13 protein-coding genes are annotated in these 12,634 nt (G+C 65.8%); 7 read left to right on the top strand and 6 right to left on the bottom strand.

Annotated features, from left to right (window positions below; translation table 11 throughout):
- Positions 1 to 10 precede the first annotated feature (10 nt).
- The 3 genes from ACIPHN_RS02480 to ACIPHN_RS02470 all read left to right on the top strand — a co-directional run bounded on the left by ACIPHN_RS02480 (position 11) and on the right by ACIPHN_RS02470 (position 2,656).
- Positions 11 to 1,042, top strand: coding sequence for an aliphatic amidase (locus ACIPHN_RS02480; RefSeq protein ID WP_400432223.1), 1,032 nt, complete (start codon positions 11 to 13; stop codon positions 1,040 to 1,042).
- 58 nt (positions 1,043 to 1,100) lie between these two features.
- Positions 1,101 to 2,279, top strand: coding sequence for a formamidase (gene fmdA, locus ACIPHN_RS02475; protein ID WP_400432220.1), 1,179 nt, complete (start codon positions 1,101 to 1,103; stop codon positions 2,277 to 2,279).
- A gap of 80 nt (positions 2,280 to 2,359) precedes the next feature.
- Entirely contained in the window at positions 2,360 to 2,656 is a 297-nt protein-coding gene (locus ACIPHN_RS02470) for an FmdB family zinc ribbon protein (RefSeq protein ID WP_400432218.1), read from the top strand.
- Positions 2,657 to 2,663: 7 nt separating this feature from the next.
- Here ACIPHN_RS02470 and ACIPHN_RS02465 read toward each other — a convergent pair whose 3' ends face one another.
- Positions 2,664 to 3,536 (bottom strand): HDOD domain-containing protein, encoded by an 873-nt coding sequence (locus ACIPHN_RS02465; protein ID WP_400432215.1) that lies wholly within the window; start codon positions 3,534 to 3,536, stop codon positions 2,664 to 2,666.
- Positions 3,537 to 3,675: 139 nt separating this feature from the next.
- On the opposite strand from ACIPHN_RS02465, the gene ACIPHN_RS02460 reads away from it, so the two are divergent.
- Positions 3,676 to 6,159, top strand: coding sequence for a DUF3141 domain-containing protein (locus tag ACIPHN_RS02460; protein WP_400432212.1), 2,484 nt, complete (start codon positions 3,676 to 3,678; stop codon positions 6,157 to 6,159).
- A gap of 20 nt (positions 6,160 to 6,179) precedes the next feature.
- Here ACIPHN_RS02460 and phnX read toward each other — a convergent pair whose 3' ends face one another.
- The 5 genes from phnX to phnD are packed head-to-tail and all read right to left on the bottom strand — an operon-like array spanning position 6,180 to position 10,739.
- Positions 6,180 to 7,007 (bottom strand): phosphonoacetaldehyde hydrolase, encoded by an 828-nt coding sequence (gene phnX / locus ACIPHN_RS02455; protein ID WP_400432210.1) that lies wholly within the window; start codon positions 7,005 to 7,007, stop codon positions 6,180 to 6,182.
- A 50-nt stretch (positions 7,008 to 7,057) separates the two neighbouring features.
- Complete coding sequence (gene psrA / locus ACIPHN_RS02450; RefSeq protein WP_400432207.1) at positions 7,058 to 8,167, bottom strand: iron-containing alcohol dehydrogenase PsrA; 1,110 nt, start codon at positions 8,165 to 8,167, stop codon at positions 7,058 to 7,060.
- Between the two features lie 45 nt (positions 8,168 to 8,212).
- Entirely contained in the window at positions 8,213 to 9,055 is an 843-nt protein-coding gene (gene phnE, locus ACIPHN_RS02445; protein WP_400432204.1) for a phosphonate ABC transporter, permease protein PhnE, read from the bottom strand.
- The gene (gene phnC, locus ACIPHN_RS02440; RefSeq protein WP_400432202.1) at positions 9,052 to 9,867 is read right to left on the bottom strand and encodes a phosphonate ABC transporter ATP-binding protein; all 816 of its coding nucleotides are present in this window, start codon (positions 9,865 to 9,867) and stop codon (positions 9,052 to 9,054) included. Before phnC ends, phnE begins: the two co-directional genes overlap by 4 nt.
- Positions 9,864 to 10,739 (bottom strand): phosphonate ABC transporter substrate-binding protein, encoded by an 876-nt coding sequence (phnD, locus tag ACIPHN_RS02435; protein WP_400432200.1) that lies wholly within the window; start codon positions 10,737 to 10,739, stop codon positions 9,864 to 9,866. Before phnD ends, phnC begins: the two co-directional genes overlap by 4 nt.
- Before the next feature lie 190 nt (positions 10,740 to 10,929).
- On the opposite strand from phnD, the gene ACIPHN_RS02430 reads away from it, so the two are divergent.
- From ACIPHN_RS02430 to ACIPHN_RS02420, 3 genes are all read left to right on the top strand, one after another.
- A complete protein-coding gene (locus tag ACIPHN_RS02430) occupies positions 10,930 to 11,790 on the top strand; it encodes a LysR substrate-binding domain-containing protein (protein ID WP_400432197.1) in 861 nt (286 codons plus the stop codon).
- A gap of 78 nt (positions 11,791 to 11,868) precedes the next feature.
- On the top strand, positions 11,869 to 12,171 hold the full coding sequence (locus tag ACIPHN_RS02425; RefSeq protein ID WP_198980825.1) for a Dabb family protein: 303 nt from the start codon (positions 11,869 to 11,871) through the stop codon (positions 12,169 to 12,171).
- A gap of 10 nt (positions 12,172 to 12,181) precedes the next feature.
- Positions 12,182 to 12,616, top strand: coding sequence for a PaaI family thioesterase (locus ACIPHN_RS02420; RefSeq protein ID WP_400432194.1), 435 nt, complete (start codon positions 12,182 to 12,184; stop codon positions 12,614 to 12,616).
- Positions 12,617 to 12,634: the final 18 nt, after the last annotated feature.

The following is a 12,634-nucleotide window of genomic DNA, read 5'->3' as shown; positions in this document are numbered from 1 at the left end:
GAGCAAACCGATGCGACATGGAGACATTTCAAGCAGCAAGGACGCCGTCGGCGTGGCCGTGGTCAACTACAAGATGCCGCGCCTGCATACCCGTGGCGAGGTGCTGGAGAACGCCAGGAAGATCGCCGCCATGCTGGTGGGCATGAAGCAGGGCTTGCCGGGGCTGGACCTGGTGGTGTTCCCGGAGTATTCGACCCACGGCATCATGTATGACCGGGCCGAGATGTTCGAGACCGCCGCCACCATCCCGGGCGAGGAGACCGCCATCTTCTCGGAGGCCTGCCGCATCGCCGGCGTCTGGGGTGTCTTCTCGCTCACCGGTGAGCGCCATGAAGAGCATCCGCGCAAGGTCCCCTACAACACCCTCATCCTGATCAACGACCAGGGCGAGATCGTGCAGAAGTACCGCAAGATCATGCCCTGGACGCCCATCGAGGGCTGGTATCCGGGGGACACCACCTATGTCTGCGACGGCCCCAAGGGCTTGAAGGTCAGCCTCATCATCTGCGACGACGGCAACTACCCGGAGATCTGGCGCGACTGCGCCATGAAGGGGGCGGAACTGGTGGTGCGCTGCCAGGGCTATATGTACCCGGCCAAGGAGCAGCAGATCCTGGTCTCCAAGGCCATGGCCTGGATGAACAACGTCTATGTGGCGGTGGCCAATGCGGCCGGCTTTGACGGCGTGTATTCCTATTTCGGCCACTCGGCCATCGTCGGCTTCGATGGCCGCACGCTGGGCGAATGCGGCACCGAGGAGATGGGCATCCAGTATGCCGAGCTGTCCATCGGCGCCATCCGCGATGCGCGGCGCAACTGGCAGTCGCAGAACCACCTCTACAAGCTGCTGCACCGGGGCTATACCGGCAAGATCAATTCGGGTGAATCGCCCGCTGGCGTGGCGGCCTGTCCCTTCGACTTCTACCGCACCTGGGTCAATGACCCGCAGGCCGCGCGCGCCCAGGTCGAGGCGCTCACCCGTAACAGCGCCGGCACGCCTGAATGTCCGATGCCGGGGATTCCGACCGAGCCGGCGCCCTGAGGCCAGGGGGCCAAGGTCCTCATCACGCTCATCACGCACCCACCACCAAGGAGATCGCATGCAACACTTCAAGATCAAGCCCGGCGTCCCGCTGGCAGAGCAGCCTGAACTGGGCCACAACCGCTGGCACCCGGACCTGCCTTTCCTGGCCTCGGTCAAGCCCGGTGAATCCATCCTGATCGAATCGCTGGACTTCCTGGACGCCCAGATCAAGGACACCGATGAGGTCGACGATGTCAAGAACGTCGACCTGACCCGCGCCCACCCGCTCACCGGTCCTTTCCACGTCGAAGGCGCCGAGCCGGGCGACCTGCTGGTGATCGACCTGCTGGACATCAAGCCGGTCACCCCGGTGGGTTTCTCGGGCGTGTTCGCCAAGGAAAATGGCGGTGGCTTCCTGGCCGATTACTTTCCCGAGGCCGACAAGGCCATCTGGGACCTCAAGGGCCTGTATGCCACCTCGCGTCACATCCCCGGGGTGCGTATCGCCGGCCTGACCCACCCGGGCCTGATGGGCTGCCTGCCCTCGCACGACCTGCTGGCCGAATGGAACCGCCGCGAAGCGCCGCTGGCTGCCAAGGGCCTGGCGCAGCCACCCAACCCGACCACTGCTGTTTTGCGCGGACTGACCGGCGCCAAGTTCGACGAGATGGCCAAGGTCGCTGCGCGCACCGTGCCGCCGCGCGAGCATGGCGGCAATACCGACATCAAGGACTTGTCGGCGGGTACACGTATCTTCTTCCCGGTCTATGTGAAGGGTGCCGGTTTTTCGATGGGCGACCTGCACTTCTCGCAGGGGGATGGCGAGATCGGCTTCTGCGGCGCCATCGAGATGGATGGCGTGAGCCACGTCGGCTTCGACCTCATCAAGGGCGGCATGGCCAAGTACAACATCACCTCGCCCATCTTCATGCCCAGCATCGTCAAGCCGCATTACGAGCAGTGGCTGACCTTCGAGGGCATCAGCGTGGAAAACGGCGTGAACTACTACCTCGACGCCACCGTGGCCTACCGCCAGGCCTGCCTGAAGGCCATCGACTACCTGACCCACTTCGGCTACACCGGCAGCCAGGCCTACATGCTGCTCACCGCCGCCCCGGTGGAAGGGCGCATCGGCGGCATCGTCGATATCCCCAACTGCGCCTGCACGGTGGCCTTGCCGACCTCGATCTTCGATCAGGACATCACGCCCAAGGGTATGTTGAACGACAAGTCCTACTGGGGGCGCAAGGCCTAACGGTTTGATGTGATGTGCTGTGTTCCCGGTCGGTGCCACGCCGGCCGGGTCTTTTAATCAGGATTGGTTCAGGAGGGGACATGCCCTTGTACGACATTCGCTGCCGCCATTGCGACGGCATCTTCGAGCGGCTGATCACCTTGCAGGCCTTGCACGGCGAGACCGCCTGCCCTTATTGCAAGGCCATGACCGCGGCTGCGCCCATGCTCACCGGTGGGCATGTGGGCTTGCAGGTCCGGCATCGCTGGCAGCCGCGCAATGGTGCCGAGCAACTGGCGGGGCAGGGAGCGACCGGCCCCGGCACGCATGCAGGGGCAGGGCGCAGCAGTGTGCTGCACAACTGCAAGGGGCATAGCTGCAGTATCTGCGCGACCTGAGGAGCGCTTACTCCAGCATCGCATCAAGCCCGGCCGCCAGTTCGCCGAACAGCGGCATGGCGCGATCGGCCTTGTCGGGATCATGCTTGACCAGCAGCGGGCGCCAGGCGGGATCCAGGCCCAGCTTCTTTGCCAACGCCGTCGGGTAGGTGGCCAGTGCGGTGTCGTCGTCAAGCGCCAGCACGTCGACGCGGGCCGCCCAGGCTCCCAGGTGGACCCAGCCGGCGGCTCGTTCCAGGCGGCTGCTGGCCAGTGGATCGGGGACCGAGCGCAAGGCGCTCACCAGGGTATCGGGGAAATGCCAGATGCCGGCCAGTTCGGCCGAGACCTCGCCGTAGTGGAAACCCCAGGCCAGTTTTTCCTGGCGGGCGCGGTCGGCATCGAGCACGTTGACCTGCCGGTCCAGCGGCGTCACCGTGGCAGCGGCCACGGCATGCAGTTGCAGCTGGCCAATGCCGTGCATCATGCCGACGGTGAAGACGGCATCGCCATTGTCTTCGCCGCTGCTGCCCTCGCGCATGGCCAGCCAGCGCGCCGCCACGGCTGTATAGAGGGTGTGGCGCCAGAACTGGTGCAGATCCATGCCGCGGGTGTTCTTGAAGGCCGCCACCATGCCATTGCCCAGCACCAGGTTGCGCACCATGACGAAGCCCAGCATGCGCAATGCGTCGTCGACGGTGCCGATGGTGCGCGAGACGTGGAAGAAGGCCGAATTGGCCAGGCGCAGTACCTTGGCGGTCAGCGCCGGATCGGCTGCGATCTGCAGCGCGATCTCATGCGAAGAAATATCCTCGACATTGAAGCTGGCGATCAATTGCTGTACGACCTTGGGGACGGTGGGCAATTTGCCAGGCTGGTCAACCAGGCTCTTGAGCTCCATGAAAATTCCTCCGTGCAATGGTTTTTGGCGGGTTTCACATTCAATACCGCGAATTGCGGTTCCATTGTCGCAGAGATCTGACGATTTGCCGTCCTCTTTCTCCGTATCATGAGAGCATCCTTGCCACTGGAGTGTCTTCATGGTCAGTCGTCACAAGTCTGCAAGCGTCTCTCACAACCCGTCCGGCGCCGATGGTGCCGCTACCATGCCGGAGAACCCGCCCTGGGGTGACCTCCCGCTGTATCTCCAGGATTGCGTGCAACGCAGCTTCCTGTTCCTCGATACCCTGCTGGAGCGGGGCAACGATTACCTGGAACACCTGGAGCAGGGCACGCCGCCCCTGCTCAAGTTCGAGCACGAAGTCGTGCTCGATGGCCATGACCTGCCCACGCCCTGCAACTATGCGCTGTTGCGCCTGCAACCGCCACCCGGCCTGCCGGTCGATCCGGCGGCGCGGCCGGTGGTGGTGGTCGATCCGCGCGCCGGCCACGGGCCGGGCATCGGCGGCTTCAAGTTCGATTCCGAGGTGGGCATGGCCATGAAGGCGGGCCACACCGTCTATTTCGTCACTTTCCGTCCCGAACCCGAGGATGGCCAGACCCTCACCACGGTGATGGACGCCGAGGCCGGCTTCCTGGAGGAAGTCATGCGTCGCCATCCGCAATGCCAGGCCAAGCCGGTGGTGATCGGCAATTGCCAGGCTGGCTGGGCCATGATGACGCTGGACGCGGTCCGTCCAGAACTGTTCGGGCCGCTCATGATGGTGGGGGCGCCGGCGTCCTACTGGGCCGGCAGCTCGACCCTGAATCCGATGCGCTATAGCGGCGCCACCCTGGGCGGCACCTGGCTGGCCTCGCTGGCGGCCGACCTGGGAGCGGACCGCTTCGACGGCGCCTACCTGGTCGAGAATTTCGAGAAGCTCAATCCGGCCAATACCTTCTGGAACAAGTACTACAACCTGTGGGCCGGGGTCGACCAGGAGGCGCCGCGCTTCCTGGAGTTCGAACGCTGGTGGGGCGGTTTCTTCCGCATGACCGGCGCCGAGATCGAGTCCATCACCGAGAACCTGTTCGTGGGCAACAAGCTGGCGCGGGGTGAACTGGAGGTCAAGGGCAAGCTGGTTAGCTTGCGCGACATCAGCGCGCCCATCGTGGTCTTTGCGTCCTGGGGCGACAACATCACGCCGCCACCGCAGGCGCTGAACTGGATCATCGATACCTGGGGCGACGAGCGCGCCATCGCGGCGGCCGGTCGCACCATCATCTACGTGCTGCACGAGAGCGTGGGTCACCTGGGCATCTTCGTGGGCGGCTCGGTGGCCCTGAAGGAGCACGACCAGCTGGTCAGCTCCCTGGATGTGATCGAGAGCCTGCCGCCGGGCCTCTACGAGATGAAGCTGGACCGCAAGGATGGTCAGCAGAGCCTGCGCTGGGATGAGCTGGAACCGGGTGACTACACCGTCCACTACGAGCACCGGACCATGGATGATCTGCGCCGGCTCAACCCCGAGGGACGCGAGGAAGAAGCGATCTTCTCGACCATCAGCCAGTGGTCGCAGCTCAACGCCCAGCTCTACAAGACCTGGCTGCGTCCGTGGGTGCGCATGGGCGCGACCCGCGAGGGGGCCAACCTGCTGATGCGCATGAATCCCATGCGCATGCAGCGGCAGATGTTCTCCGACACCCATCCGGCGGCTGCCTTCATTCGCCAGCAGGCCGCCCGGGCGCGCGCCGAACGGGTGCAACTGGACCCCGAGCATCCGCTGAAGCAGTACGAGCGCCGCATGGCGCAGAAGATCACCGATGAACTCAATGCCTGGCGCGACCAGCGCGATGCCCGCACGGTGCGCATGACGCGCCAGGTATTCGGCCCCAGCGGCCTGGGTAGCTGGCTGCCGCCGCGCGAACCGGACGCCGACGTCGCCCACCGCTGGGCGCAGCAGGAGCTGGGACACTACCGCGATGCCGTGCTGGGCGGGATAGCAGAGGGTGGTTTTGCCGAGGCAGTGTGCCGCATCGTCATCGCCGGCATGGTCTCGGTGGGCGTGTTCGAGCGCCGCAGCCTGCGCCTGGCGCGCCTGCTGGCGCAGCTACCCAACATGCATGCCAGCGTCTCGCCGCAGACCAACTGGGTGCAACTGTTGAAGGAACAGGCGCGCATCACTGCCGTGGCACCGGTGGAGGCGCTCAATGCCCTGGAGTCCATGTTGCCCGACAAGGCCAGTCGTGAGCGTGCGCTGGCCTTGTCGGCGGCGGTGATGATGATCGAGCCGACGCTGGCCAATCCACGGTCGGAAATCATCGAATTGCTGATCGGCACGCTGGACGTCGATCCCGACAAGGTGATCGCCCTGGCGCGCAAGCTCACGCGCGCCATCGGCGAGCAATCCGATGACGTGCGGGTGCCGGCCGCGCTGACGGAGCCGGCCAGGGCCGTTCCGGCGAAGAAGGCTGTCGGCAGGAAGGCAGCGCTCAAGCCCGCGCCCGCCAAGCCCGCGCCCACCAAGTCTGTGTCCACCAAGCCGGCTGCTGCCAAGCCGGCAGCGCGCAAGAGCCCTGCCGGAAAGGCGCCCGCCGCCGAGGCTGCGCCGCGCAAGCGGCGTAGCCGGGCAACAGACGCCTAGCCTGCGCACGGCGGGCGTGCTCAGGGACGCTCGCCCGCAGCCAGCCGTGCGCGGATCTGGTTCACCACCTGCGGCAGGTCGGCCACCGAGTCGATGACATAGTGGGCGCCGGCGCCGCGCAGGCGCGCTTCGGCCTGGGCCTTGAGCTGTGCTACCTCGGCGGTGGGCAGGCAGTCCAGCGCGGCGCGGGTATGTCCGACTTCATTGCCCGACAGCGAGACTCCCACGCTCCACATCCCCGCCCGTATGCCTTCCTCGATGCCGGGAACGGTATCGTCGACCTTGATGCAGCCAGCCACATCGTCGATCTTCAGAGCCAGCATGTTGGCCAGTGCCATGTAGGGGCCGGGGCGGCCACCGGCGGCCAGTTCGTCACCGGCGACCACGTGATCCGGGGCGATGCCGGCCTGCGCGGCCATGGGCAGCAGCACATCGAGGACCTGGCGCGGATAGCCCGAGCAGGAGCCGATCTTCAAGCCTTGCTCGCGCAACCAGGCCAATACCTCGACGGCCCCTTCGATGGCTTGCGAGTACTGGCCTACCTTGGCAATCTGCATGGGCATGAAGCGGGCATAGATGGCGTCGACATCGGCATCGCTGGCGGCGCGGCCGGCATGGCGCTGCCATTGGGCGGCGATCTCGGGGGTGTCCAGCAGCACGCGGATATGCTGCCACTTGGACAGTCCCATCGGACCGCGCGCCTGTTGCAGGCTGATCTCGATGCCGAAGCTATCGAAGGCATCCACGAAGATCTGGGTCGGCGCCAGCGAGCCGAAATCGACCAGGGTGCCAGCCCAGTCGAAGATGACGGCTTGCAGCGGGCGGCCTGGTACGGTGGGGGTGGTCATGGTATTTCTCCTTGGGTGAGGTATTGCGGTGTTCAATCGCGTCAATTGCTTCAACGTGGGGCCATGGGCGCAACGCCGGCGGCAATGAAATTGCGGCCACGGGGGCCTTGCAAGGCAAGTTGCAGGCGAGCCTCCCAACTGTCTGCCAGTCCGTAGTGCGCCGGGTCGGTCGACACGCCCAGCGATTCCAGAAAAATGCTCAGTCGCGTCACGGCCTGTTCGCCATGCGTGGCATCGAGGATCTGCAGCAGCAGGGCGTCGACGCTGGCATCGCAACCCAGGGCCAGTTGCAGGACGTGGGGCAGCGAGAATGAACAGGCGATGCCGTGGGCCACACCGGCCTGCAGCGTGATGTCGTAGGACAGCGAATGCGCCAGCGCGGTACGGGTGTTGGAAAACGCCAGCCCGGCCTGTAGCGCGGCCAGTGCCATCTGCTCGCGCAACGCGATGTCGCGCGGTGCGCGCAGCAGTTGCGGCAGGGTGGCCAGGATGCTGCGGGCCGCCGCCGCCGCCAGGGTCGAGGAGACCGGATTGCGGTTCACGTTCCAGATCGATTCGAAGGCGTGCGAGAGCGCATCCAGGCCGCTGGCCAGGGTGGCCGCCACGGGCAGATCGCGCATCAGCGCGGCATCGATGATGGCCGCCTCGGGCCAGGTCCAGGCTTGGTGCAGCGAATATTTGCGACCGGCTGCCGCATCCCAGATCGTGGCCCAGGGCGTGACTTCGCTGCCGGTGCCGGCGGTGGTCGGCAGGGCAATCAGAGACTTCAGGCGGGCGCGATCAGGCGCGAAGTCGGTGCCGTCGCGCAGATGCCCGAGCACAGGCGCGAACCGTCCGGTGGGTGTGGGGGCCAGCATGGCCTTGGCGCAATCGATGACGCTGCCGCCGCCCAGGGCGACGATGCAGGGGACGTCGGCATGCTGCTGCCATACGCGCTCGTACATGGCTTCCAGCCAGGCGACGTCGGGATTGGGATGCACGGCATTTTCGATGCCGGCCAGCTGCGTGCCGAGCAGCTCGGCCACTGCCTGCTCCATCCCCAGTGCGGCGGCGTCAGGAAAGGTGATCAGCAACGCACGGCGGCCAGCCAGCAGGTCCGGGAGACGGGCCAGGCTGCCGGTGCCGGCGTGGACGGCGACCGGGTTATGGAAATTCCACATGGTTCTGTTCTCGTTGTTCAAGGGGAGGCGGTATCGGCATCAGCATCAGTGCGTGCGGCCATCCTGGATGCGATGGCGCAGGCGGCTGGAGAGGGCGTCTGCCGCCACCACCATCAGGGTCACCACGACGATGCAGGTGGCGGTGTCCTGGTATTTGAACAGCTTGAGGCTGTTGACCAGTTCGAACCCCAGCCCGCCTGCGCCGACCATGCCCAGTACGGTCGCCTGGCGCAGGTTGACTTCGAAACGGTAGAGCACGGTGGCGATCCAGGCCGTGGCCACCTGCGGCAGCACGCCAAAGACGATCACCTGCAAGGGCCGGGCGCCGGTGGCGCGCAGGGCCTCCAGGGGGCCCTGGTCGATTTCCTCGATGCTTTCGGCGAAGAACTTGCCGATCATCCCTACGCCATGCACGGCCAGCGCCAGTACGCCGGGGAAGGGGCCCAGGCCGACTGCCGAGACGAAGACCAGGGCCAGGATCAGTTCATTGATGCTGCGCGTGACGTTGAGGGCCTGGCGCACCACCCCATACAGCCAGCGGCTGGAATTGAGATTGCGTGCTGCCAGCAAGGCCACGGGGATGGCCCCGAGCACCCCCAGCAAGGTCCCCCACAGGGCGATCTGCACGGTCTCGATGGCCGGAGCGACCAGCTCGCCCAGCAAAGCCCAGTTGGGCGGGAAGGAGCGCGCCAGGAAGTCGCCGATCTGCGGCAGGCCATCGGCCAGCTCGTGCCAGGACAGCTCGGTGCCGCGGGCGCTCCAGGCCAGCAGCCAGCCCAGCATCACGACCAGGCCGACGCACTGCAGCCAGCCGCGCAGCGTCAGCGGGCGCGGACCGGTCCAGAGATAGCCGCCTGGCACGACCGGGGAGGAGGTGGGGGAATTCATGTCAGGGCTCCTTGCAGGGATGGCGACAGTGCCGACGCGGCGACGGCGGCAGGCGCTGGCATTGGCACAGTCGCCTGCGCCGGGTCGCCGTAGATGCGGCTGAGGTGATGCTCGTCCAGCGTAGCGCCGCTGCCATCGAAGACCAGCCGGCCACCGGCCAGGCCGACGATGCGGTCGCCGAATTCGCGGGCATAGTCCACCTGGTGCAGGTTGCAGACCACGGTGATGCCCAGCTCGCGCGAGGCCGCCCGCAGGTAGTGCAGGACCAGGCGCGAGGTCTTGGGGTCGAGGCTGGCCACCGGTTCGTCGGCCAGGATCACCTGGGGTCGCTGGGCCAGGGCGCGGGCGATGCCCACGCGCTGGCGCTGGCCACCGGAGAGCGCATCGGTACGCTGGTGGGCCTTGTGATCCAGTTCCACCCGGCGCAGGCATTCCATGGCCAGGGCCACATCCCGGTGCGAAAACAATTGCAGCAGCGACGTCAGCGTGGATACCTGTCCCAGGCGACCGGTCAGGGTGTTCTTGAGCACCGACAGACGCGGCACCACATTGTGATGCTGGAAGATCATCGCCACCTCACGGCGCAACTGGCGCACGTGCCGGGCGCGGCCATCGGTGGCATCGAAGCCGGCCACCTGCAACTGGCCCGAGCTGGGTTGCACCAGGCCGTTGATACAGCGCAGCAAGGTGGACTTGCCTGCCCCGGAGGGGCCCAGCACGACCAGGAACTGGCCGGCCGGGACGTCCAGGTCGATCCCGCGCAGCACGGCCTGGCTGCCGTACTGCTTGCAGAGGGCGCGGATCTGGATCATTTCATGGCCTTCAGATCCAGCTTGAGGATCTTGGCGGTATCGCGCACCACGTCATAGGCGGCGTCGGTGGTGGGGACGAAGCCGTTCAGCACGCCCTGGTCGCCCCATTGCACGTCCTTGATGCTGGCGAAGGCGGCGGCGATCTTCTGTTTCAGGGCCGGATCCAGGTCGCGGCGCCAGACCATGGGGGACTCGGGAATGTCGGGCGAGGTCCAGACCACGTTCAGATCGGCCTGCTGCACCACACCCCTGGCGACGGCAGCCGCCAGGATGCGGTCCGCTACGGCGGCAGCATCGACCTTCTTGTTGGTGACGGCCAGGATGCTGGCGTCATGCGAACCGGAGAAGATCACCCGCGCAAAATACTTGTTGGGGTCGATGTTGAGCTTTTGCAGGCCGGCGCTGGGGAACAGGTGGCCGGAGGCGGAGGAGGGATCGACGAAGGCCATGGTACGGCCCTTGAGCTGCTCCAGCGATTGCAGTCCGCTGTCGCGGCGGGTGATGATGAGGCTCTTGTAGTAGCTGCGCCCGCTCTTCTTGGTCTCGGCCACGGCGAAGGCTTCGACATTGGCCACCGAACTGGCCAGCACATAGGAGAAGGGGCCGAGGTAGGCGACATCCAGCTTGCGCGCGCGCAGGGCCTCGATGATGCCGTTGTAGTCAGTGGCGATGAAGGGCTTGACCGGCATGCCCAGCTGCCGTTGCAGAGTGTCGATGACAGCCTTGCTGTTTTCCAGCATGGATTGCGAATCCTCGGCCGGGATCAGGCCCACGGTCAGCGTCTGGGCCGCGAGGGCGCTCTGGCTGAGCGGGAGAGAGGCGAGGGTGGCGAGGGCGCCCAGGCAGAGGGCGAGCAGTCTACGTCGTTGCATGTCCATTCCTTGTCGAAGTGGCGTCCCGGGTCGGGGCGCGTTAGGCGGCTGCCGGCGGGGCCGGCAGCGCTGCGGGTCAGTGGGCGCACATCGCAGGGCACTGACAGGACACAGGTTAAATAGACTTTATGACGGCCCTATTATCGATATAATCGCAAAAAATAGAATTATCTATTGATAGGATCTATAGATGACCCCATCACAACTGCGTGCCTTCCTGGCTGTTGCCCGCCATCGCGGCTTTTCCGCCGCTGCCCGGGCGCTGGGCGTGAGCCAGCCGACCCTGACCACCCAGGTGCAATCGCTGGAGCGCGAACACAACGTGGAGCTGTTCTTCCGGCGCGGGCGGCGGGTGGACCTGTCCGAGACTGCGCAGCGCCTCTTGCCGATCGCCCAGAATATCGCCGAGCTGGAGCTCGATGCCCTGAACCTGCTGGTCAATTCGGGGGCGCTGCATGTCGGTCACCTGCGCATTGGCGCGGTCGGGCCGTTCCACGTGATCGAGATGGTGGATGCCTATCGCGCCCGCTATCCCAAGGTGGAGCTGTCGATCAAGCTGGGCAATTCGGCCCAGTCCCTGGCGGACCTGGACAACTACGTGACCGACGTGGCCGTGCTGGCCAGCGTCACCGACGATGCGCGTTTCCATGCGGTGCCCTATGCCGATCACGCGGTGGTGCTGTTCGTGCATCGCGATCATCCCTTCTACCAGCGCGAGTCGGTGGCGCTGGCCGAGCTGGACCAGCAGCCCATGCTGGTGCGCGAACAGGGCTCGACCACCCGCCTGGCGCTGGAAAAGGCGATGCAGCAGGCCGGCATCGCGCCGCGCGTGGTGATGGAGATCGGCAGCCGCGAGGCACTGCGCGAGGCGGTGGCGCGTGGCTTGGGGCTGGGCACGGTGTCGGAGGCCGAGTTCATTCCCGACGAACGCTTCCGCATGGTGCGCATCGAGGGCGATCCGGTGAGCACCCATACCTATGTGTATTGCCTGGCCGAGCGCCGTGAAGGGCGGCTGGTCGGCTCCTTCATGAAGATCGCGCAGCGACTGTGACGGGAGCGTCTGCGACCCGGAACGGGGCTTTGGCTTATCATTACGGTTTGCCCATTTTCCGGGTAGTGGAGAGCAACCGTGATCAAGCATATCGTGATGTGGAAGTTGAAGGACCATGCAGAAGGCGCCGACAAGGCCACCAACCTGCAAAAGATGAAGCAATTGCTGGATAGCTGCGCCAACGTCGTGCCAGGCATCCTGAAGTTCGAGGCGGTGCTGGCGCAGCCCGGCCTGGAAGCCACCTATGACGTGGTGCTGTACTCCGAATTCGCCTCCCGCGCGGCCCTGGATGCCTACCAGGACCATCCCGACCACGTTGCCATCAAGCCCTTCATCGGCGCCGTGCGCGAAGCGCGCCAGTGCATGGACTACGAAGTCTGAGGCAGGTGCAATGAGCCTGGTGCTGACTGAAGTCTTCCCGCAGGGGAACCCCTACCTGCAGGCCCTGGGTGTGGAAGTGCTGGAATACGGCGACAACCGCGCCGTCATGTCCCTGCTGCTCAAGCCCGAGTTCATGAACAGCTGGCAGGTGGCGCAGGGCGGCATCTCGATGACCATGCTCGATGTGGCCATGGGCCTGTCGGCGCGCGCCGGCGTGCCGGACGCCAAGTCCTCGGCCACCGTGGAGATGAGTACCAGCTTCCTGCAGCCGGCCGGCCATGCGGGCGACACCATCGTGGCGCGCGGCCATACCTATCACCGCTCCACCACCATGTGCTTTTGCCAGGCCGAACTCTGGAACGGCGAGCGCCTGGTGGCCAAGGCCATGGGGACCTTCAAGCTGATCCGCCGGCTGGATATCTCCAGGAAGCTGGATCACGAATGAGGCCAGCGCGGCCCGCTT

Source organism: Herbaspirillum sp. NPDC087042 (genome assembly GCF_044745245.1).
Taxonomy (GTDB): Bacteria; Pseudomonadota; Gammaproteobacteria; order Burkholderiales; family Burkholderiaceae_D; genus Herbaspirillum.
This window is presented reverse-complemented; position numbering and strand designations above follow the sequence as displayed.

Excerpts from the sequence above, each read along its gene's own strand:
- psrA (WP_400432207.1), bottom strand. The coding sequence starts at position 8,167 with ATGTGGAATTTCCATAACCCGGTCGCCGTCCACGCCGGCACCGGCAGC.
- fmdA (WP_400432220.1), top strand. The coding sequence starts at position 1,101 with ATGCAACACTTCAAGATCAAGCCCGGCGTCCCGCTGGCAGAGCAGCCT.
- ACIPHN_RS02420 (WP_400432194.1), top strand. The coding sequence starts at position 12,182 with ATGAGCCTGGTGCTGACTGAAGTCTTCCCGCAGGGGAACCCCTACCTG.
- phnE (WP_400432204.1), bottom strand. The coding sequence starts at position 9,055 with ATGAATTCCCCCACCTCCTCCCCGGTCGTGCCAGGCGGCTATCTCTGG.
- phnX (WP_400432210.1), bottom strand. The coding sequence starts at position 7,007 with ATGACCACCCCCACCGTACCAGGCCGCCCGCTGCAAGCCGTCATCTTC.
- phnC (WP_400432202.1), bottom strand. The coding sequence starts at position 9,867 with ATGATCCAGATCCGCGCCCTCTGCAAGCAGTACGGCAGCCAGGCCGTG.
- ACIPHN_RS02430 (WP_400432197.1), top strand. The coding sequence starts at position 10,930 with ATGACCCCATCACAACTGCGTGCCTTCCTGGCTGTTGCCCGCCATCGC.
- ACIPHN_RS02470 (WP_400432218.1), top strand. The coding sequence starts at position 2,360 with ATGCCCTTGTACGACATTCGCTGCCGCCATTGCGACGGCATCTTCGAG.
- ACIPHN_RS02460 (WP_400432212.1), top strand. The coding sequence starts at position 3,676 with ATGGTCAGTCGTCACAAGTCTGCAAGCGTCTCTCACAACCCGTCCGGC.
- phnD (WP_400432200.1), bottom strand. The coding sequence starts at position 10,739 with ATGCAACGACGTAGACTGCTCGCCCTCTGCCTGGGCGCCCTCGCCACC.
- ACIPHN_RS02465 (WP_400432215.1), bottom strand. The coding sequence starts at position 3,536 with ATGGAGCTCAAGAGCCTGGTTGACCAGCCTGGCAAATTGCCCACCGTC.
- ACIPHN_RS02480 (WP_400432223.1), top strand. The coding sequence starts at position 11 with ATGCGACATGGAGACATTTCAAGCAGCAAGGACGCCGTCGGCGTGGCC.